The organism is Asticcacaulis sp. AC466 (genome assembly GCF_000495815.1).
Classification (GTDB): Bacteria; Pseudomonadota; Alphaproteobacteria; order Caulobacterales; family Caulobacteraceae; genus Asticcacaulis.
On sequence record NZ_AWGE01000018.1, the window covers coordinates 109,918 to 130,583 of the forward strand.

The window sequence follows — 20,666 nt, forward strand, 5'->3', positions numbered from 1 at the left end:
TTTCCTTCAACCTATGCTTTTTGTCATACTAAAGTCAAATATCGGCGCGGCCCCCAGGACAAGGCATTTGCCATTCAGTCAGACACTGGGTATTATATATTAATACATTAGAGGATTTTTTATGGGCACCACGGTCAATCTTGGCAACCACTTTGAGACCTTCGCTGCGCAGATGGTCCAAAGCGGAAGATACAACAACACAAGCGAATTGGTGCGTGAAGGTCTCCGGATCATAGAGGAACGCGAGCGTAGGTTGGCGGCGCTCGACGCCACACTCGAACTTAGTCGCGCCGATGTTAAAGCCGGTCGCGCCAAGCCGGCAGCAGACGTCTTTGACCGCCTTGAAGCAAAGTACACAACGATGGCCCTAAAGATGGCCCAAGAGAGCGGCGAACCGTGAGGGTTAGTCTTTCGGCACAGGCCGAGACCTCGCTTGAACAGATTGGTGATTACATCGCACAGGATAGTCCGCGCCAGGCGATGATCTTCATCCGCAAATTGCGCAAAGCTGCGCTCGCGTTGGGTAACCATCCCAAGGCCTACCCTCTGATCCCGCGCTACGAAAAATACGGTCACCGCCGCAAGCCCTACGGGTCTTACGTTATCATCTATACAGTTGACGGTGACCATGTCGTCATTGATGCTATCTTGCATAGTGCACAGGACTACGAGATCTTACTGTTTCCCAACGCCTAGCCATTCCTCACCCAATCACCCAAGGTCAACGCCCATACCTAACGTGTAAACGAGGCGGCATGGCCCGCGTCAACATTGATTATATTGCCTGTCGATTTACCTGCGGCGTCACTCGACAAGAAAATCACAGCCTGCGCGACATCTTCCGGATAGACGGAGCGCTTCAACAGGCTGCGCTGACGATAGAAATCCTCAAGTTCCGCCTCATCGAGATTGTAGGCAGCCGCCCGCTCTCGCCGCCACGCGCCCGTCCATATGTGCGATCCGCGAATGACAGCATCGGGATTGACCACATTGACGCGGATACCATGCGTCGCGCCTTCCAGAGCCAGACACCGCGCCAATTGAATTTCCGCTGCCTTGGCGGACGAGTAGGCGGATGTATTGGCCGACGCCGCCAAGGCATTTTTAGATGCCACGAAGACAATTGATCCGCCCCGAGCCTTCATCACCTTGAAAGCTTCACGCACGCTCAGGAAATACCCCTCAGACAACACCGCGAAATTGTGCCGCCAGATATCGAGCGTCGTGTCTTCGATGGGCGCCGCCGACGCGATCCCCGCATTGGCGACAAAGATGTCGATCCCGCCATATTCGCGCATCGCCTGATCAAAAGACCTCTGCACACTCCCTTCTTCGGTCACGTCTGTAGCTATGGCGCGTACACGATCGGCGCCAAACCGTTGCGCCAGGCCGGACGACACGGCGTCTAGCCGCTCTGCATCGATATCCGCGAGAACAACGCATCCCGCCTTGGCCAACACCTGCTCTGCGACCGCGCCGCCAATACCGCCTGCCGCACCCGTGATATAGGCCACGCGGCCGGCAAATGGCCCGGGCTTAGGCAAGCGCCTGAGCTTCGCCTCCTCCAGTGCCCAGTATTCAATATTGAAGGCCTCCTGCTCATCGAGCGCTACGTAGGCGCTCAAGGCTTCCGCGCCGCGCATGACCTGAATCGCGTTGATATAATATTCGCCCGCAATGCGCGCCGTCGCCGCATCATCAGCCACCGTCACCATGCCATAGCCGGGAATGAGGATAACCACCGGCGCGGAATCGCGCATGGCCGGGCTATCTGGGCGCCGGCATCGCGAATAATAGGCCGCATAGGCCTCACGATAGTGCTGGACAGCCTGAGCGATATGATCGGCGGCCGCCTCTGTTTCCAACACGTCCGCATCAAGCACCATCGGACGGATCTTGGTGCGCAGGAAGTGATCGGGACAGGATGTACCAAGCGCAGCCAAGCGCGCAAAATCGCGGGAACAGACAAACTTAAGAACCGGCGCTGAGGTGTCGACGCGCGCAATTTTCCAGCCGGACGCGCTGATTTCCGCACGAAGGATAGGTACGATGCGAGTAAAGAAGGCGTCACGCCTTGCCTCAGCGTGCAGCGTCGCGATCTGCCCACCAAAGGTCGGCCGGTCACCTGATCGCGCCGCGATAAACACTGCTGCCCGCCCGACCAGGTCCAGACTGTTGCGGTAGCAGGCCTCACTTGTGTCAGCCCAACTCACGAGGCCATGCCCCTCCAGAATTACACCGCGCCAATGGGGATTGCTCTTCAGGGCATCCCGCAGGCGTAATCCCAGATCAAAGCCGGGCCTTTGCCAGCCCAGCCAGCCAACGCTGCCGCCGAAACACTCGCGGCACAGGGCTTGCGATTGGCCCGCCGCCGCGATGGCAATGACCGCGTCCGGATGCAGATGATCGACGTGCGGGCGGTCGATAAACGCATGCAAGGGCGTGTCAATACTGGCGGGCCGGGGATTGAGCGCAAAAGTACAATGGCTTTGCAAGCCAACCATTTCATCTTCGAAAGCGCGACCGCGATAGCGAGTCTCCAGAAGGCGCAACCTGTCCATATAAAGGGTAGCGAAGCCGTCAAGCGTCATTGATCCGAGATCGCCGCCAGACCCTTTGACCCACAAAACCTCAACCGACTCCCCCGTCAAAGGGTCAGGCATGGCAAGCTTGGCCGACGTATTTCCGCCGCCATAGTTGGTCAGGGTTGGGTCACGGCCCAGCAGGTTGGACCGGTACAATAGGCATTCCGTATCGCTCAAGGTCGCGGCCACGGCTGGCTCCCACAGGTCCATAGGCGGGCCAAAAGCCGACGAGTCGGCAGGACGAGAGGTGAGTTCTTGCGATACGGACATGACGCGCCTCGGATACGGAATGATTGAAAATGATAGTATAGATTGATTCAATGGCAATCAATCTCTTTCGATCATTATCGATGACTGCTGCAACCTCTTTGATTGATTAAGCCCCGTATCCAAATTATCGCACACACAAACGTGAATGCCACCGGTGTCAATGCCAGACTTGTCAAACCCGTATGGTGGGATATAGTCACACAAATTGAAACTGGCTGTACTACGGACAACGTGGCCGGCACGGGAACGACGGGGAATGGAAATGCCAGGAAAAGCGCGGGGAAAGTGCGTCGTTTTCGACATCGGAAAAACGCACACAAAGGCCAGCGTGGTAGGGGCCGACGGCTTTATCTGGGCTCAACGCCGCACGCGTACCCCGCATTTCAACGCGCCTCTTTACCGCGCGATTGATGTTGACGCCATCCATGCCTGGTTCGTGACCCAACTGCGGGATTTCGGGCGCGCTTTCTTCATAGACCGCATTATCCCGGTTACGCACGGCGCGACCTGCGCTTTTCTTGATGAGGAAGAACGACTGGTCCAGCCCGTTCAGGACTACGAATCCGTCGTGCCCGCCCCCTTTGCGGAAGCCTACGGCCGAATCCGGCCGCTTTTTAGCGAAACCCAATCGCCCCACCTGCCTCAAGGGCTGAACCTGGGGTGCCAAATATTCTGGCATGCGCAACGTGACCCGAAGACCTTCGCCCGCGTGCGCTGGATACTCAACTATCCGCAATACTGGGCATGGCGCCTGTCCGGCGAACTGAGCAACGAAGTCACCTCTATGGGATGCCATACCGATCTCTGGTCGCCGGCGAAAGGCCAGTTCTCGACGCTTGCCCACGACCAGCACTGGACCGACCGCTTCCCCGCCATGCGACCGGCCTGGGAGCGGCAGGCCACACTACGGTCGGATATTGCGCGCGCTGCCGAATTGCCGCCGTCGACACAGGTCTGCGTCGGTCTGCATGATTCGAACGCGGCACTGGCCGGGTCTCTGTTAAGCCCTCAGGACAGGCCCCAGGCCTTGCTGTCAACCGGCACATGGTTTGTCGCGATGGCGCCCGGCGCACCGATCGCGCCCCTAGCACCGCAACGCGATTGCCTGGCCAATGTCGATATCTTTGGTACACCCGTGGCCTGTTCGCGCTTTATGGGCGGTCGCGTTTATGGCCATTTCAATCAAGGCGACCGCGCTATCAACCAAGCCGCGCTGCGGGCCGTCATGGAGGCCAAGGCCTTGGCTATGCCGAGTTTTAGCGATTGCGGCGGTCCCTTCCCGACCCTTCGTGGCGAGATTCGCGGCCTGGGCGATGCCCCGCCGGAGTATCGGGCGGCCTTGGGTGCCCTTTATCTTGCCTCGATGAGCTCCACCTGTCTGGACCTGATCCATTCCGAAGCTGACCTGTTGATCGAAGGCCCTCTCGCGCAAAGTCCGCATCTGTGCGGGCTGCTAGCTGCCCTGCGTCCTGGTGCGGTCCTCGTGAACGATACGGTCAGTGGTGTCACATTGGGCGCTGCAGCTCTCTCTTTTTACGGCGAGACTTCGCCGCCCCTCGTCTCACGCCGCCCAGTGAAGCCCTTGTTCCGAAAGGCATTGCGCGCCTATCACCATCTGTGGCGCACCGTTGTCGATGCCGAGCTAACTGCCTGATTTCAAAGCCTTATCGACAGATTAAGAATCTATCGCTATAGAATGATCATTATCGATCAGCTCAGGCGGGGATTTTTATGCATTTTCAGGATCGTTGGAAGCGGATTATCGACGAACTCAGCCCCGACCGCGTCACGTCAGTCGACGAGTTGACCGAGCGGCTTGACGTGTCACCGGCGACCATACGCCGCGACCTGACCGAACTGGATGAGCTGGGATATCTCATGCGCGTCCGCGGCGGCGCGATGCGGATCGACAGCAAGAATTACAACGTCAAGGCCAATGAAGAAAAGCGTCAGGATGGCCTCACAGGCCAATCCGCCTTTCTGGACAGCGTCATCACGAACGCCGCCGCCAAACGGGCCATTGCCCGCGTGGCGCTTGAATTTGTCAGTCCCAATCTGTCAATGATCATCGATGGCGGCACTACGACCTATTCAATGGCGTCGTTGATGGCCAACGAACCCTATCATGTTATGACGACGTCGATCGCCATCCTCCAATGTCTGATGGATCGGCCACAGGTTAAGGTGACCATCCCGGGCGGCGAATTCTTTCGCAAGCAAAGCATCGTGCTCAACCCCTATGAAGACGGTATCCTTCAGCATTTTACCGCCGCCCGCATGTTCATAGGGTGTCAATCTCTCACCAAGAACGGCCTCCTACAGACGGACACCCTGCTCATCCAGTCCGAACGCCGCCTCATGGAACGCGCCAATGAAATCATCGTTCTGGCCGACTCCAGCAAGATCAATGCCCCGGCTTCACTGTCGGTCTGCCCCCTCAGCGACATAGACGTTCTGATCACGGACGAGCACATCGCACCCGATGCCCTGCAATGGCTGAGGGCCGCTGGCATCGACGTGCGTATTGCCCATCTGACAGCGGAAGATCGAAACGCCCCCCTGCCCCTGCCTGGACGTTAATTTCGTCACGCCATATAAAAGACGGGGGTCAACGGCGTCTGAACGGGCGAATTGTCCGGATTCGTATCCATGATATCGGCCATATAGGCCCACCATTTTTTCATGACCGGATGGGCAGGCAGATCGTCCATCCCGTGCCCCGGCTTACGCTTCAATACGCCGAACAGTTTCAACGACTGCGGATCGAGGAAGATAGAGTAGTCGGATACACCTGCTTCATGCAGCAGGGCCGACAATTCAGGCCAGATGTCATCGTGACGTTTTCGATATTCCGCCTCGAAACCGGACTTTAACTGCATGGTGAAAGCGATTGTTTCCATTTTACTTTCCTATTTTACAGGCGCTGCCTCGGCGCCTTGCTTAGGGGCTTCGGGCGTCCGCATAATCGGCCAATCCGCCGGCTGTAGTTCATAGTTCAGCGGATCAACCGGATGATCCGGATCGCAGGCGTCCGCACCCACAGTGGTCAAGCCTAGTCCGGCTGCACCGAGATCATGCGCCACATAGCAGGCGATCTGCCAGGCGCCATAGGCATTATGGTGCGTGCCATCCTTCCCATGATTGCCGAAGGCCAGCAGCGATTTTTCCGGCCCTAGTGCCTCGTAAAGCGTGGTGGTTTTGGCGGTCAGATCGATCATGGGCACCTTCAATTCTGTCGCCACCCGGCGGACCGCGGCGTCATAGCCTTCATGGCTATTTTTTATACGGCCATTGTCAAAGGTGCGCCTGGCGACCGGTGTAACCAGGACCGGAAAAGCGCCAGATTGACGCACATCGGCAACCAGCGCCGCCAGAAAGGCGGGATAGGCGCCGTCAGCCGCCGCATAGGTGCGCGGCCACTGCTTCTTTTCGTCATTATGCGCGAACTGAATCAGGACGATATCGCCCGGCCGCGTCTGACTCATCAGCTTGTCCCAGCGCGCAGTGGTGAGAAAAGACTTCATCGTCTCCCCCGAACGCGCGTGATTGGCGACGGAGACACCGTCAAGGAAGCGGGGCAGCATCTGCCCCCAACTGGCATAATCCGAACCCGCCTGGTCGGTCACGGTCGAATCACCGGCCAACAGGACACGCCGCGCCGGCACCGGCTCGATCGTCAGGCTATTCAATGCCGGTGCATGACCCGACACACTGATCGTCAATTGATCATCCCATGTCCGCCCGATCGCCTCATCGCCACGCAAGCCGACTTTCGGCGCCTTGACGGCATCCTGCTCGGCCTGGGCAAGGAAAGGATTGCGAACATTGACAATAAAGGACAGCGTGCGAACCTCGCCCTTTTTCAATACGACAGGCGCGGCCATCAAGCGCCGGTCCTCCGCCCAAACGCTGGTCCGCGAGGGCGCGTTGGCATCCCCTATGGTGACCGCAACCTTGTAATCCCCTTCGAGCACACGCACGGAGAAAGCCTGCTCGTTGCCATCGGGCGTCGAAACAAACCCATAACCGCGCTCAACGTCGTAGGGCACGTCGTCTACCTTTACTGCCCCAACAGACGGCGCAGTCGTCGCACGAAAGACATAGGTCAACGGCGGGTTGGGCAGGGCTTTATCGAGCGCCAACGCGGGCGACACGAAAACCATGCAATACAGGCCGGCCAGAATCCCAAATGAATGATTAGAAATGATCATACCGCCCATTTTTTGCTCATTTGTGCTTTATTTTGATATTTTTCCATTGATATTGGAACGTGTCAATGCCAAGTTACCCGGTATACACTATCCGCTTCAGGTGAAGGTTATGGCGTCAAAGCGCGTGCCGAAATTCCGTTCTCTGCGTAACGCCCTGCTCGCCTCGGCCGCGGCCCTTGCCTGTTTGACCGCCGCCCATACGTCCGCGTTTCAGGCGTCACCCGCACAAACTCAGTCCCCCGCTGGCCAGGCGACTGGCGACGCCATGATGGATAATTTTGGCCTGACCTCGCAAAACAAGGCGCAGACCGATGGCGCCGCCAAACGCGCCGCGGCCGCACCGGTCGTATCCTTACGCGGCGACACGACCTACCTGATGTCGGCTTTTCCCGCCACGTCGCAGGACCGCCTGAGCCTGTTCAGTTCCTACGACGGCGTCACCTTCACCTCACTGGCGAACGAAACCTACCAGCCGCCCGCCGACCTGCTGCGCGATCCGTCAATCATTCGCCAGCCGGACGGCACCTACTATATTGCCTACACCACCAACTGGAACGGTCAGACCTTCGGCATCGCCCGCTCGACCGACCTGAAGACCTGGCAGCATGTCACCGACGTCACTGTGCCGCTGGCGGGGCTCACCAATGTTTGGGCGCCGGAATGGTTCCGAGACGCCGACGGCAGCGTCCATATCGTCGTGTCCCTGTCGACCGGCGGCACCAAAGGCCCCTTCGCCGCCTATGCGCTTACGGCGACAGACGCCAGCCTGGCCCGATTTGGCGCCCCGGTGCGTATGGAGGGCCTCCAAGACAACCATATCGACACTTTTGTGGTCCAGACAGGTGGCAAATATTCAGCCTTCACCAAGAACGAGACGACGAAGGACATCGAGCTGGCGACGGCGGACCGTCTGACCGGGCCCTGGACAATCACCCGCAAAGGCGATTGGGCAGGCTGGGGCTCGTGGATCGAGGGGCCGGCGGTCGTGAAATTGAAGTCGGGCGCCTGGCGCATCTATTTCGACGACTATCTGGCCAAGCACTACTGGTATTCCGACAGCACGGACGGCTTCAAGACCTGGACCCCGCGCCAGGAGGTAGGCGGCGTCTCCGGCGCCGTGCGTCATTTCACGGTCATTTCCGAACCAACGACCGAGGTCGAGGCGGCAACTGCACCGAAAGCCAGGGGCAAGGCGATCACATGGGACAAGCATTCCCTGATGATCGACGGTGAACGCGTGATGATCTGGGCCGGTGAGTTCCATCCGTTCCGGCTGCCATCACCGTCCCTGTGGCCCGACATCCTGCAAAAGATGAAGGCGACCGGCTACAACACTGTCAACCTGTATGTCGATTGGGGCTACCACACTTCGCGTCCAGGCCAGTTCGACTTTTCCGGCATCCGCGATATGGAACGCGCCCTCGAAATGGCGGAGGCCGAAGGCCTGTATGTCATTATCCGTCCGGGGCCCTATGTAAATGCCGAACTGACGCGCGGCGGCTTTCCCGGCTATCTAGCCCGTCAAAAGGCGATCGCCCGCACCGACGATCCGGAATATCTCAAAGATGTCGATGACTGGATGACCCAGTTCAATGCCATTGTCGCCCGCCATCAGATTACCAATGGCGGCGGAACCATCATTGCGTATCAGATCGAAAACGAGCTGTCGCAGACCTCCGACACGCACAAGCGTTACATGCAGCACCTGGCGGACAAGGCGAAGGCTGACGGCATTACGGTGCCCTTGTTCCACAATTCGGCCAGCCGCTTGCCCAACTGGACGCCGCCGTCGTCAACGGCTTCCTTCGCCCTGCCCGGCCCGGTCGATCTCTACGCCTTTGACGGCTACCCCGGCGGGGGCTGCACCAATACCCACGATGTCGGCAAGCCGAACAAGGTGCCGAACTGGGGGCTGTATGGCGAAGTGCCGCCCAATGCGGTACGCGACGAAAATAATCTCATCAAGGTGGGTGCGCTCGCCTCGCCGAACACACCGGGTTTCGTGGCTGAAATTGGCGGCGGGTGGTTCGATTTCTGGGGTAGCGTCGGCACCTATGCCTGCACGGCCAAACGCACAGGGCCGAATTATGAACGCGCCTTCTACGGGTCGTCGATTATAAACGGCCTGTCCCTGCACAGCGTCTATATGGCGTTCGGCGGGACATCCTGGGGCTGGCTGCCGGCCAGCGTCGTCTATACATCCTACGACTACGGTTCGCCGATTTCCGAAGCTCGGGTTTTGCGCGACAAGTCCTATACGATGAAACAACTGGGCCAGTTCGTTCAGGCGGCCACCCCTATGCTGGCCAGCATGGACAAAGGCCTGCCCCTGGCGGCATCGTCACCGGCTATCAAGCTTTACCACAATACGAGCCCCAAACATGGCGACCTGATTTTCGCCATCCATGAGCCTTCCGATGCCACGAGCGACGACACATTCACCTTCGACTATAATGGCTATCGCATTCCGCAAGCCGGAATCTTGCGCCTAAAGGGCCAAGACGCCAAGCTTTTGGTCGCCGATTATCCTCTGGAACGTCAGCGGGTGGTGTATACGACCTCGGACTTGCAAACCCATGCGAAACAAGGCCCCCGTGACATCGCCCTGTTTTACGGTCGCAAGGGTACGGACGGCGAGACCGTCCTGCGCTACACCAAGCGCCCCGTGGTCGAGGTGCTGTCCGGGACGACCGCCAGCGTCTACGACAAGAAAACCGGCGATTTGCGCCTCAACTACACCCATGACGGCTTGATTCAGGTGCGCATCACCGCGCCCGGCCAAGCTCCGCTTCTGCTCCTGCTGGCCGACGACGCGACGGCGCAGGAATTCTGGCGTCAGGACACGACCGAGGGCGCGATCATCGAGCGTTCACGCGCTCTGATCCGCAATGCGACCTATACCGACACTGGCCTGCACCTGACCGGCGATACAACCGAGGCCAGCACGATAGAAATCTGGCCGGCCGTCTCCGAGCCCGCCATTACCTTCAACGGCACAGTTCTTACGCTTACACCAACCAAAAGCGGCGGCTGGATCAGTGCCCCCGTGCCTGGGCCTGATGCCGTCACCTTGCCCGACCTGATGGCGCTGACCTGGCAACGTCGCCAGGGCTCGCCGGAAGCCGCGCTCGCCTTCGATGATACGAAATGGCGCAAGGCCGACCTGACCACCTCAGCCGCCACGACAGCCACCCAACCGCCGGCCGGACAACCCGTGCTCAGCATGAGCGACTATGGCTTCCATCATGGCGACGTCTGGTATCGTGGTAGCTTCACGACCACGAAAAAAGATCAACCCGACAAGCTGGACGTGCGCTTCAATGGCGGCCCCGCCGGTGTCATGCAGGTCTGGATCGATGGCCAGTTCGTCGGCGAAAGCGAAGGCGCATCGGGCGAAGCGCGGCCAAAAACGACCCAGGACGCCCACTTCGCCCTGTCTAAAGCGCTTCTGAAACCGGGCGAACACGTGATTTCGGTCATGGTGCGCAACATGTCCCACAACTGGGATCTGGGCGCAGACGATGAACACAAGGAAGCGCGCGGCCTGATCAGCGTTTCCCTGTCAACCGATAGCGCGCAGCCCTTCGCCACTCCGATCGCCTGGAGGATCCAGGGCAATAAGGGCGGCGAAGACATTGCCGATCTGGTGCGTGGCCCAATGAATAATGGTGGCCTATATGGCGAGCGAGAGGGCTGGTACCTGCCGGTCGCTCCGAACGCCAAGACGGCCGGCTGGGAAACAGCCGCGCCGGACGCCGCCCCGGTAAAACCCGGCACCTACTGGCTTCGCGCTCAGGTCCCGCTTGACCTGCCACACAACCACGATGTCCAACTGGGCCTGCAATTCGGTGACACCGAACTGGGTAGGTCCGATCACAGGACACGCGTCCTCATCTTCGTGAACGGTTGGCATATAGGCAATTTTATAGGCCATGTCGGGCCGCAGCGCGTCTTTATTCTACCGCCGGGGATTCTCAATCCCAATGGCGACAACACCCTCACCCTCGCCGTTACGACCGATGGGGCGCCGCAAAACGCCCTGGAAGCCGTCAAACTGGTCAATCTGCATACCGCCCGTGGTGGTGTGCCCCTGCAAATGGTATCACAGCCCGCCCATGTCCAGCGTTAGTCTCAAGTCCGCCCCCACCGCTTCGGAATCGAAGAAGATGCCGACCCTGCTTAGCCACCACATCCATGCGCTCGGCGCGTCGCGTGACGACTATGCCGACGCCATCGAACGGCTGATCAATAATCTCGTCAATATCAAGGACGAGACCGGAGAATTTCTGCTTAAACTTGAAGATGGCCGCGTCATCGACACCAAGGGGTGGGCCGGCTGGGAATGGACGCATGGCGTCGGCCTTTACGGCATCTACAAGCACTGGGAAACGACGGGCAGCGAAGCCGCCTGGCAGATCATGACCGACTGGTTCGAAGCCCGCTTTGCCGAGGGCACGCCGTCAAAAAATATCAATACCATGGCCCCGTTCCTCACCCTGGCCTATCTTTATGAGCGCACCGGCGAAACCTCCTGGCTGCCCTATCTCGACGTATGGGCTGAATGGGAGATGGACGGTCTGCCCCGCACCGAGGAAAACGGCTTTCAGCATATCGTCTTCAACTCGGTCAATAATCAGCAGCTGTGGGACGACACTCTGATGATGTCAGTCATGCCGCTGGCCAAGATTGGCCTTGTCCTCGACCGACCCCACTATGTCGAGGAAGCCAAGCGGCAGTTCATGCTGCACATTAAGTATCTGGCCGACCGCAAGAGCGGCCTGTGGTTCCATGGCTGGACCTTCGATGGCCGGCACAACTTCGCCGACGCCCTGTGGGCCCGCGGCAATTCCTGGGTCACCATCGCCATCCCGGAATTTATCGAACTGCTCGATCTGCCACCGGAAGACGGCCTGCGCCTGTTCCTGATCGAAACCCTGGAAGCCCAGATAAAGGCATTGGCGCGCCATCAGGCACCGTCCGGCCTCTGGCGAACCATTCTGGATGACGAAACCTCATATGAAGAAGCCTCTGCCACTGCCGGCTTCGCCTACGGCATCCTGAAAGCCGTCCGTAAAGGATATATCAGCAAGGATTACGAAGCGATCGGCATCACCGCCGTAAAGGCCGTGCGCGCCCACATCGACGACAAAGGCGAATTGCAGCAGACCTCCTTTGGCACGCCGGTCTTTAACTCGATCCAGGAGTATAAGGACATTCCCCTGACCTCCATGCCCTATGGCCAGGCCATGGCGCTTTTGGCGCTGGGTGAATTTATGTATCGCTTCATATAATCAATTTAACTAATTGATAATAAAAATTATTTCTAGAAAAATGTAACAAAAAATACCCACTATATGGACGGCCTACACCAACCATATAGTCCCCCGTCCGACAGGGATGGACCTAAAAGGAGTTAGGCGTTTGACGCAGCGTAAGACCGGTTGGATAAACTATTGGGGCTGGGGCTCCGGCGACATGTTGGGCGCCGGGGCGCAGGCCGTCATCACGGGTTGGCTGTTCTACTTCTTTACGACCTTCTGCAGCCTGAGCGCCGCCGAAGCCGGTCTTATTCTGGGCCTGCCGCGCCTGCTCGAAGCCATTACCTGCCCGCTTATCGGTTATGTATCAGACAACCTGCGTCACACCTGGATCGGCCGCAAGATCGGCCGGCGCAAGATTTTCCTGATCATAACCATCCCCCTTCTGCCCTCCTTCGCCCTGATCTTCGTAACCGGCCAGACCTTTGTCTATTATCTGGTCACCTTTATCTTTTTCGAATTCCTCTACACCATGTTCCTGATACCGTGGGAAACACTCGCGGCGGAAATGACGAAGGATTACAAGGAAAAGGCCAAGTTCGCAGGCGTGCGCATGCTGGTGGCCCAGACATCGGCTATTCTCGCCTCCTACCTGCCGACCCTGATTATCAACAGTGTGGGCGGCAAGGATTCTCCCAATACCTTCCTGATCATGGCCGCCATATTCGGCGTCATTTTCAGCCTGGTGGTCCTGCTTGTCGTTCTGCTCACGTGGGAGCGGCCCTATACCGAAGCTGAAAAACAGATTCAGCCCGTCCCGCTGAATTTGGCCGCCGCCCTGCTTATTCCGGTCAACATGTTCCGCGACCTGTTTTCGACCCTGCGTATTCGCGCCTTTCGTCAGCATCTTAGCATCTATCTCGGAGGTTATATCTCGCAGGACATATTCAATACGGCGTTCCCGATCTTCGTGGCCACCGTCATGTTTGGCGCCACCCTGGTCATCTCGCAATTGATGACGACCATGTATGTCGCTCAGTTGATTTCCGTCATAATCGCCATCCAGGTGGTCATCCGCACCGGCCCGACCGTCGCTTACCGCATCGCCATCGCGTTCTACAGTCTGGCGCTTTTGCTATATTTGGCGTTTTACGTCAGTCATCCGGCCGGATTTGATGTCGGGCTGGCAGCAACGGACGGCAATATCTTCAGCGCCCTGTCACCCGGCCATTTCAATCCTTCGCTTGTCTTTTGGCTCTTTCTCCCCATCATCTTGGCGGGCCTCGGTCGCGGCACGCTCAACTTCGTACCCTGGTCGGTCTACAACTACCTGCCCGACGTCGATGAAGCCGCCACCGGCCAACGTCGCGAGGGTATATTCGCCGGTGTAATGACGCTTGTCCGCAAACTGGCGCAATCGGGCGCGATTATCGTCACCGGCTGGATCATTGATATCGGCGGTTACGTGTCGCCAAAAGCCCATCCGGGCAAGGTCATCGCGCAAAGCCCGGAGGCCGTGCATACCATAGTGCTGGTGCTCGTCGCCGGCCCCATCATCGTTATGCTGTTAGGCCTGCTGCTCTCCTGGAAATTCCGTCTCAACGCTACCACCCATGGCGTCCTGATGGCCGAGGTCGAACGCCTTCGGTCGGGCGAAACACAGCCACAGTCCGAGGAAAGCCGCCGCATTGTCGAAGACCTCACCGGCTTGCGCTTTGATCGCCTGTGGGGGCGCAAAACCTGAATTGGTGAATCATGACGCAGTTTGATCTGTCCGGTAAGGTCGCGCTCGTAACCGGCGGCAATAAAGGCTTGGGCCAGGGCATCGCCCTCGCCCTGGCGCGGGCTGGCGCCGATATAGCCGCCGTCGGCACATCCGATGCCGACGAGACCGCACGGCGTGTACAGGCGCTGGGCCGGCGCTTTGTGTTCATAAAGGCAGACCTAAGCACGATCGCGCCCATCGACCCCATCATATCGAGTACCGTCAATAGCCTGGGCGGCCTGGACATTCTCGTCAACAATTCTGGTCTCATACGCCGCGCCGACGCGGTCGATTTCACGGAAACCGACTGGGACGACGTCATGAACGTCAATATCAAGGCGGCATTTTTCCTGTGTCAGGCCGCCGGACGACATATGCTCGCCCACGGGCACGGCAAGATCATCAATATTGCCTCCATGTTGTCGTTCCAAGGCGGAATTCGTGTGCCGTCCTATACAGCCTCCAAGTCTGGCGTTGCCGGCATAACCCGTCTGCTTGCCAACGAGTGGGCAGCGCGCGGCATCAATGTCAACGCCATCGCTCCTGGCTATATGGCGACCGACACGACGCTCGACGTTCAGAAGCGATCCTGGCCCGCATTCCGGCGGCCCGCTGGGGCACGCCCGACGACATGGCCGGCGTTGCGGTTTTCCTGGCATCGCGCGCATCCGATTACGTCAACGGCGCCATTATTCCGGTTGACGGCGGCTGGCTGGCACGCTGAGCTTGCGGTTTAGCCAGTCGGCGGCCAGATCAGGCCATGAGGCGTGACTGCCGTTCGTATCACGCAGGGCAAAGCCGTGCGGCGCCTGGCCGAAAATATGAGCGTCAAGGTCCAGGTTCAGATCCCGCGCCGTTCTGATGATATTAAGCGCATGCTCCACCGGAACGGCCGCATCATGCAGGGCATAGGCCAGAAAAACCGGGCAGGTCGGAACGCCATGCGGTTCCGTGGCTATTCCGATCGGCCAGTCATTATAAAAAGCCTGCTTTTCCGCCGGCGGGAAATCGGGCTTGCCCGCAGGCGCCTTGTAATCCCGGTGGTTGGCATTGAGGGGCGCATAGGCAATAACAAGCGCCCCGGCATCGCTTCCTGCCTGGCAAGCCACCACACCCGCCAAATGCCCGCCGGATGATAGCCCCAACAGAATTAACGGCAAATCATTGGCCTTGAGCGATTCTATCGCCCGCATCGCGTCATCAAGGGCGACATTCTTCGGGTTAGGCGGACTGCCCACACCCGGCAAACGATGCACCAGCACATGCGCGTCGTAGCCCAATTCGTTCAGCCAGGCCGCAATATCGCTACCTTCGGTATCGAGCATCAGTTTCACATAGCCACCGCCGGCGAAGATAAGCGCCTGGGCTTTTGGGCGCTCAATCGTGAAAGCCTGCAGTTCCGGACGATTGACGGCAACGACCACCCGGTCGGGCCAATCCCCGTCGATGAGGTTATCATCACCCTGGTCAAGCGGCAGCACAGCGGTCGGCGAAGGCATCATATCAAATGTCCCATTTAAGTTACTATTTTACATGCATAAAATGTGTTTTTATTAATTAAAACTATCGGCGCTTCACACACCGTCTCCGCGTCAGGGCGCGGAGGTTATACCGAAGCGATATATGGTGGTGGATGTAAACACCTGCCCCGGTCGCAAGACCGTCGTCGGAAATGCCGGTTGATTGGGGCTGTCGGGAAAATGCTGGGTTTCCAGGGCAATGCCATCCCGGGCCGCCAGCATGCGACCACTCGCACTTTTCAATGTGCCATTGAACCCGTTGGCCGTGTAGACCTGCAATCCCGGTTCTGTTGTCAGGACCGTCAGGGTGCGACCGCTGACAGGATCCGATAGCCAAGCCACAGGCGCCAGTTCTCCCTCCGGCTTGGACAAGACCCAATTATGGTCGAAGCCTTTCATCAAGGCGATCTGCGGATCCTCGGCAGTGACGCGACTGCCAATCGCGACGGGGCGGCGCAGGTCAAAAGGTGTGCCGTCCACCTTACGAATCTCGCCGGTCGGCACCTTCTTGTCTGTCAGAGGCAGATAGGCGTCGGCAGCGACGCGTAAGGTCTGGCCATCGACACGGCCGGCATCCCGGCCTGCCAGATTGAAATAGCTGTGATTGGTCAGGTTGATGACGGTCGCCCGGGTTGTGGTGGCGCGGTAGTCTATCCGCACGCTATCATCATTCCCCAGGCTATAGGTGACGGACACCTTCATCGCACCGGGAAAGCCATTTTCGCCATCCGGACTTGTATAACTCAGGGTAACCGACCGGCACATCGGCTGCTTGCACGGATCGGCTTTCCAGACCCGCGCGCCAAAACCGGGCTTGCCGCCGTGACTGACCACGCTGCCATCGGGAGATAGCGCATGGTGCTGACCGTCGAGGGCAAAGCCGCCGGAAATTCGGTTGGCGAACCGACCAACTATGCTGCCGAAATTGGGGCGCGCTTCATAGGCCGCCAGGTCCGATAAGGCCAGCACGACGCTATCGAACTTGCCCGTCCGGTCTCGGACGCGGATTTCATCGATGATACCGCCATAGGTCAATATGCCGAGCGTGGTCCCGCGGCTATTGCGCAGAGTGATGCGCTCGACGGCCTGACCGTCGGCCGTCACGCCATAGGGCATCCGTTGACTCTGGACCGGCTGCGCCCCCGCGACGGCTAAGGCCAGGATCAGTAACGCCTTCATTGCGAGTGTGTCCCACGGCTAAAACGTGAATGCTTTTACGATGGGCAAAGTTGATTAGCCGCAAGATCACGCAATTCGCCCACCACAGACATGACTATTCATGCGCACTGATGAAAGATCAACCGGCAACCATCCCAAATCTAGACAAAGCCGAGATTAGGCGTGGCGAAATTGCGTAGATTGGGGAAGATCGTATTCAAATCGGAGGTCCCGACGCCGAACCAGTTGCCAAGTGTGGCCGCGTACTGATCGACCGACGTCGTCGGAATAAAGGCGCCCCCAACCATATCCGGGTTGTTGAAACCATTGAGGTCCATGCCGACCGTTGGAAACTGACCATAAAGCGTACCGCCGCGCACGGCGCCCCCCATGATCAGATGATGACCGCCCCAGGCATGGTCGGTGCCGTCACCATTGGTGTTGAAGGTGCGCGAAAAGTCCGAGGCCGTAAAGGTTGTCACGTTCTGACGCATGTCCATGCCCCCGATATTGGACAGGGCGTCGTCGAAGTAGCTCAGCGCCTGGGCCAGCTTGGCCAGGTTGTTTGCCTGGTCGCCATTCTGAGTGTCGTGGCTGTCCCAGCCGCCGCCATTGACGAGAAATACCTGCCGCTTAAGCCCAAAGGTTGGGCCCGCCGCGATCATGCGAGCGACCGTGCGCAGTTGCAGGGCGATATTGTTGCTTTCGGTCGTGCCTTTGGCCGGATTCATATAGGTTGGCGGCGCAGGCACTGCGGTCACCACGCTCTGGGTAAAGGCGCTATTGATGACACTGGCAGCACCAACCGAGCGGTTCGTGACCATGCCGTGATCATTGGCAAAATCACTGGCGGTCGAGGAGTCGGTGATAATGGACTTTAGTACATCCGGCGCGGTTTTGGAGCCATAAAGGCTGGCACCCATCGCGCCTGTCACCTTGATGGCCGGCTCCGCGCCGGTGCTAAGCGGGTATTGCACAATCGAGTTGCCGGCCAGGAAAACGGCGGAGCCAGAGGTCGTGATTGCCGTAAAGATGGTGTTCTGACCGTTCATACTCGACAGAAGATCGCCCATCTGGCCGCCCCATCCCAGCCTGGCCCCTTCGGCCGCGCCCGCCTGCCAGGTCGACTGCTGATCGTTATGGGAATACAGACTGGCAGGGAGCTTGACACTTCCGGCCTTATACTGCGCCTTGGTGGTCGGCTGTATGAGCGTTCCGACATTGGCCAGTACCGCCAGACGCCCAGCATCGAACAAGGCTTTGGCCGGTGCCATGGCCGGGTGCAGGGCGAAGGTGCGGTTGCTGGCGTTGGTGCCCGCGGGAATGGCTTGGGCCGTACGCGGAGCGATCGGTAGGACACCTCCCAAGGCCTCTGGCTTGCCTAGCGATGCGGTACGCCCCGTCACCGCAGACACCTGCCCCACCGCGACCGGATCGGTTCCGACCGGCATAAGCGCGATCGGGTCGGCACCCTGGTTTCGAGCGGAAAAATAACGGCCCCAACTATCGCTGTCGGTCGCCAGAACCATGTTGTTGGCGTCATTGCCACCGTAGAGAAAGATGCACACCAGCGCCTTGTAATCACTGGCTGTGGCACCGGCGGCCGAACCGGCGGCAGCCAGTTGCAAGCCAAAGGCGCCGGCTGTGCCCAGGCCAGCCAGGCCCGCGCCAAACCGCAAAAATTGTCGTCTATCGAGTTGCGAGGTCATGAGATTATCTTTGCGCGAGATATTCAGGGGAGGCCATGCTGAGCAGAATGGCGAGACGAACACGGTTCAAATTGGCGGTATCGATATCTGCCTGTTTCGACCCCGCTGCTGGGATTGCAACGCCTGAAACGGCATTTACAATTTTGCTTTTCAGGCCGGCTGACATTCTGATGCCCATCAACAGGTCGATGCGATCGACAAGCCCCGCAGGATCTGCCGCCAGGGCCAATTCCTTTGTGTAGGCCGACTTGATATCGGTACTGGTGCCCACGCCATTTTGGATGGCGGATTGCATTGTATTGACGTAGGCGGCGACCGAAACCTCGTCGGTAATCTGAAATTCCGGCGCCACTTTCTTCTTGCCGCCGAGAATTGAGTTCGGTGGGACGTAGCCCGGCCTATAGAAGTTGAAGACCGATGGCGAAGTCAGCGGGGATTGGTTCAGCGAGGTCTGAGCGCTGGTTGACCCCATCAGCCAATTGCCACTGGTTGAGGTCACCTCAAAGCTGCGCATCCAGTTACCCAACCGCAGAATGGGCTCACGCAGTTTGCCGTAGCTGGCGTCGCCGGATATGGCGCGGGCTTCGGTGTCAAGGAAAATGGATTTTGTGACCGCAGCCATGTCGCCGCGGACGCCAGAGCCGTTATTATTAAACGCCTGAGCGCAGCGCTTAACGTAATCGCCGGAGGGATTGGACGTTACCAGACGCTGAATAAGTTGCTTGCAGAGGAAAGGACCGACATTAGGATGGTTGAAGAGCGTATCGAGCGCCGTTTTGACATCACCATTGCCATCGGCAGTCGTCGTAGCGGCAATATTCGTTCCCAGAAAGCTCTTAGCCGATATTGAATGCGCGCTGTTATACATAATCATAGGCTTGGTATACATCTCGGCATCGCGCGTGTAGCCGTAGAAGGTGGCACTTGATGGCGTCGGATTATAGTAGCTTAAGCCCGTAAACACCTTCGCGAGGCCCTTAACATCATCCCCGGTATAGGTCGGGGTTGGATTTCCGAACAGATCGGTCTTTTGCGTTCCGTCCAGATTTAGCTGCCACAAGCCAATCGTCATCAATTGCATGACTTCGCGCGCATAATTTTCGTCTGGATTACGGCCCGTCTTGGCGTCTTCCTTCTGGTTGGCGACATAGGTCAAGTACAGCCCCATAGCGGGATGGTAAGTGACATCTTCCAGCAAGGTTCTAAAATTGCCGAAGGCATCGCGGCCAAGCATGTCGTAATATGACGCCATGCCTCTCGGGTTTTCACTGGTGCTGTTGAACGAAACGACAAAGATTTCCGACAACGCCAACTTAACCCTCTGCCTCAGTTGGTCATTGCCGCCGGCGGCCTGCATCCAGAAGCTTTCGTAAAATTGGTTCGCCGACAGGTTTGCTGAGGCATTTGCCGCGCGCAGGACTGGCAGCCTGGCATCCATCCACGTCAGGTGTGATGCGCTGACCGGTAAAGCGATTTGCGCGTCCAGCCACGACGCGTAGGACGACCCCGTAATGCTGGCGATATCGGCGTCGGTCGCGCCAAAAGACACCTGCGTCAGAAAACGACTGGCTTCCGTTTGGGTGGGGGCAACCACGACCGGCGGGGGGCTTGGGTTCGAAACGCTGCCTGAGGGCGTGCTGGATGTGCTGCCCCCACTCCCACCGCCACCGCAAGCCGTCAGGCCAGCAAGCGCAATAGTAGACATCAGCTTTACGATAGGACGCCAGATATGGCGTTTACGAATGCCAGTTACGTCGCTACGGACGAACGGCTCAATATCGCGAGATATATGACACATACGCTACTCTCTTCGCCCGGTCGAATTACGCTACTGACACTATCCGGGTACACTAAGGCTTTGATGAACGAAGACGGTGAATCTTGCGTTAATTAAGCGGAAAGCGCGAAATTTTTCGAAAATTATTCTATAAAATTAAAAAATAGAGGTATAAAAATCCTAAAATCGTCACACCTATCCGTTTTACGTTCTGCTCTCTTGCGAGGTCGACCTTACGACCGTTAAAAGAACTCCGCGTTCGGGGGCTATTGAGGTGAAAACAACAAATTCCGTTATGCAGCGGGCACCACATCTCCAATCGAAAACCGATCCTTGGCTATTATCTCAGCCGACAGAGATCCTTGATCAGCCGATCAACTCCAGGACTGCGGAATGGGACCCGTTGCTATAGT

Annotated in this window: 14 protein-coding genes and 1 pseudogene; 8 read left to right on the plus strand and 7 right to left on the minus strand. The window is 58.3% G+C overall.

The genetic code is table 11. The features are described 5' to 3' along the window. Positions 1 to 121 precede the first annotated feature (121 nt). Both AEAC466_RS39210 and AEAC466_RS39215 read left to right on the plus strand, forming a co-directional pair. Complete coding sequence (locus AEAC466_RS39210) at positions 122 to 400, plus strand: type II toxin-antitoxin system ParD family antitoxin (protein ID WP_023459409.1); 279 nt, start codon at positions 122 to 124, stop codon at positions 398 to 400. Continuing rightward, the gene (locus AEAC466_RS39215) at positions 397 to 696 is read left to right on the plus strand and encodes a type II toxin-antitoxin system RelE/ParE family toxin (protein WP_023459410.1); all 300 of its coding nucleotides are present in this window, start codon (positions 397 to 399) and stop codon (positions 694 to 696) included. Before AEAC466_RS39210 ends, AEAC466_RS39215 begins: the two co-directional genes overlap by 4 nt. Before the next feature lie 38 nt (positions 697 to 734). Here AEAC466_RS39215 and AEAC466_RS39220 read toward each other — a convergent pair whose 3' ends face one another. Continuing rightward, positions 735 to 2,855 (minus strand): bifunctional rhamnulose-1-phosphate aldolase/short-chain dehydrogenase, encoded by a 2,121-nt coding sequence (locus tag AEAC466_RS39220; RefSeq protein WP_023459411.1) that lies wholly within the window; start codon positions 2,853 to 2,855, stop codon positions 735 to 737. Positions 2,856 to 3,117: 262 nt separating this feature from the next. On the opposite strand from AEAC466_RS39220, the gene AEAC466_RS39225 reads away from it, so the two are divergent. Further along, the gene (locus AEAC466_RS39225) at positions 3,118 to 4,509 is read left to right on the plus strand and encodes an FGGY-family carbohydrate kinase (protein WP_035430265.1); all 1,392 of its coding nucleotides are present in this window, start codon (positions 3,118 to 3,120) and stop codon (positions 4,507 to 4,509) included. Between the two features lie 77 nt (positions 4,510 to 4,586). Beyond that, the gene (locus tag AEAC466_RS39230; RefSeq protein ID WP_023459413.1) at positions 4,587 to 5,435 is read left to right on the plus strand and encodes a DeoR/GlpR family DNA-binding transcription regulator; all 849 of its coding nucleotides are present in this window, start codon (positions 4,587 to 4,589) and stop codon (positions 5,433 to 5,435) included. A gap of 5 nt (positions 5,436 to 5,440) precedes the next feature. Here the strand turns inward: AEAC466_RS39230 and rhaM are convergent, their stop codons facing one another. Beyond that, positions 5,441 to 5,755: an L-rhamnose mutarotase gene (rhaM, locus tag AEAC466_RS39235; RefSeq protein ID WP_023459414.1), complete on the minus strand. Its 315-nt coding sequence runs from the start codon at positions 5,753 to 5,755 to the stop codon at positions 5,441 to 5,443. 9 nt (positions 5,756 to 5,764) lie between these two features. After that, positions 5,765 to 7,066: a rhamnogalacturonan acetylesterase gene (locus tag AEAC466_RS39240; protein WP_023459415.1), complete on the minus strand. Its 1,302-nt coding sequence runs from the start codon at positions 7,064 to 7,066 to the stop codon at positions 5,765 to 5,767. 109 nt (positions 7,067 to 7,175) lie between these two features. Between AEAC466_RS39240 and AEAC466_RS0122705 the strand changes: the two genes are divergently transcribed. From AEAC466_RS0122705 to kduD, 4 genes and pseudogenes are all read left to right on the plus strand, one after another. Beyond that, positions 7,176 to 11,195 (plus strand): beta-galactosidase, encoded by a 4,020-nt coding sequence (locus AEAC466_RS0122705; RefSeq protein WP_235074331.1) that lies wholly within the window; start codon positions 7,176 to 7,178, stop codon positions 11,193 to 11,195. Continuing rightward, positions 11,182 to 12,357 (plus strand): beta-galactosidase BglB, encoded by a 1,176-nt coding sequence (bglB, locus tag AEAC466_RS39245; RefSeq protein WP_023459417.1) that lies wholly within the window; start codon positions 11,182 to 11,184, stop codon positions 12,355 to 12,357. The genes AEAC466_RS0122705 and bglB overlap by 14 nt, the downstream gene beginning before the upstream one ends. 130 nt (positions 12,358 to 12,487) lie before the next feature. Beyond that, on the plus strand, positions 12,488 to 14,068 hold the full coding sequence (locus AEAC466_RS39250; protein ID WP_023459418.1) for an MFS transporter: 1,581 nt from the start codon (positions 12,488 to 12,490) through the stop codon (positions 14,066 to 14,068). An 11-nt stretch (positions 14,069 to 14,079) separates the two neighbouring features. Next, positions 14,080 to 14,813: pseudogene (gene kduD / locus AEAC466_RS39255) on the plus strand (2-dehydro-3-deoxy-D-gluconate 5-dehydrogenase KduD). Here the strand turns inward: kduD and AEAC466_RS39260 are convergent. The 4 genes from AEAC466_RS39260 to AEAC466_RS39275 form a co-directional block, all read right to left on the minus strand. Further along, positions 14,779 to 15,591: an alpha/beta hydrolase gene (locus AEAC466_RS39260; RefSeq protein ID WP_023459420.1), complete on the minus strand. Its 813-nt coding sequence runs from the start codon at positions 15,589 to 15,591 to the stop codon at positions 14,779 to 14,781. The pseudogene kduD and the gene AEAC466_RS39260 overlap by 35 nt on opposite strands. Positions 15,592 to 15,681: 90 nt before the next feature. Continuing rightward, complete coding sequence (locus AEAC466_RS39265; RefSeq protein ID WP_023459421.1) at positions 15,682 to 16,788, minus strand: aldose epimerase family protein; 1,107 nt, start codon at positions 16,786 to 16,788, stop codon at positions 15,682 to 15,684. Between the two features lie 140 nt (positions 16,789 to 16,928). Continuing rightward, positions 16,929 to 18,476 carry a DUF1501 domain-containing protein gene (locus AEAC466_RS39270; protein WP_023459422.1) on the minus strand — a complete coding sequence of 516 codons (1,548 nt, stop codon included), beginning with the start codon at positions 18,474 to 18,476 and terminating at the stop codon, positions 16,929 to 16,931. Positions 18,477 to 18,480: 4 nt separating this feature from the next. Then, positions 18,481 to 20,274 carry a DUF1800 domain-containing protein gene (locus tag AEAC466_RS39275; protein WP_235074333.1) on the minus strand — a complete coding sequence of 598 codons (1,794 nt, stop codon included), beginning with the start codon at positions 20,272 to 20,274 and terminating at the stop codon, positions 18,481 to 18,483. Positions 20,275 to 20,666 lie beyond the last annotated feature (392 nt).

Bases quoted from the DNA above. Each gene is read 5' to 3' on its own strand.
- AEAC466_RS39260 (WP_023459420.1), bottom strand. From the start codon at position 15,591: ATGATGCCTTCGCCGACCGCTGTGCTGCCGCTTGACCAGGGTGATGAT.
- AEAC466_RS39265 (WP_023459421.1), bottom strand. From the start codon at position 16,788: ATGAAGGCGTTACTGATCCTGGCCTTAGCCGTCGCGGGGGCGCAGCCG.
- rhaM (WP_023459414.1), bottom strand. From the start codon at position 5,755: ATGGAAACAATCGCTTTCACCATGCAGTTAAAGTCCGGTTTCGAGGCG.
- AEAC466_RS39220 (WP_023459411.1), bottom strand. From the start codon at position 2,855: ATGTCCGTATCGCAAGAACTCACCTCTCGTCCTGCCGACTCGTCGGCT.
- bglB (WP_023459417.1), top strand. From the start codon at position 11,182: ATGTCCAGCGTTAGTCTCAAGTCCGCCCCCACCGCTTCGGAATCGAAG.
- AEAC466_RS39210 (WP_023459409.1), top strand. From the start codon at position 122: ATGGGCACCACGGTCAATCTTGGCAACCACTTTGAGACCTTCGCTGCG.
- AEAC466_RS0122705 (WP_235074331.1), top strand. From the start codon at position 7,176: ATGGCGTCAAAGCGCGTGCCGAAATTCCGTTCTCTGCGTAACGCCCTG.
- AEAC466_RS39240 (WP_023459415.1), bottom strand. From the start codon at position 7,066: ATGATCATTTCTAATCATTCATTTGGGATTCTGGCCGGCCTGTATTGC.
- AEAC466_RS39225 (WP_035430265.1), top strand. From the start codon at position 3,118: ATGCCAGGAAAAGCGCGGGGAAAGTGCGTCGTTTTCGACATCGGAAAA.
- AEAC466_RS39275 (WP_235074333.1), bottom strand. From the start codon at position 20,274: ATGTGTCATATATCTCGCGATATTGAGCCGTTCGTCCGTAGCGACGTA.
- AEAC466_RS39230 (WP_023459413.1), top strand. From the start codon at position 4,587: ATGCATTTTCAGGATCGTTGGAAGCGGATTATCGACGAACTCAGCCCC.
- AEAC466_RS39270 (WP_023459422.1), bottom strand. From the start codon at position 18,476: ATGACCTCGCAACTCGATAGACGACAATTTTTGCGGTTTGGCGCGGGC.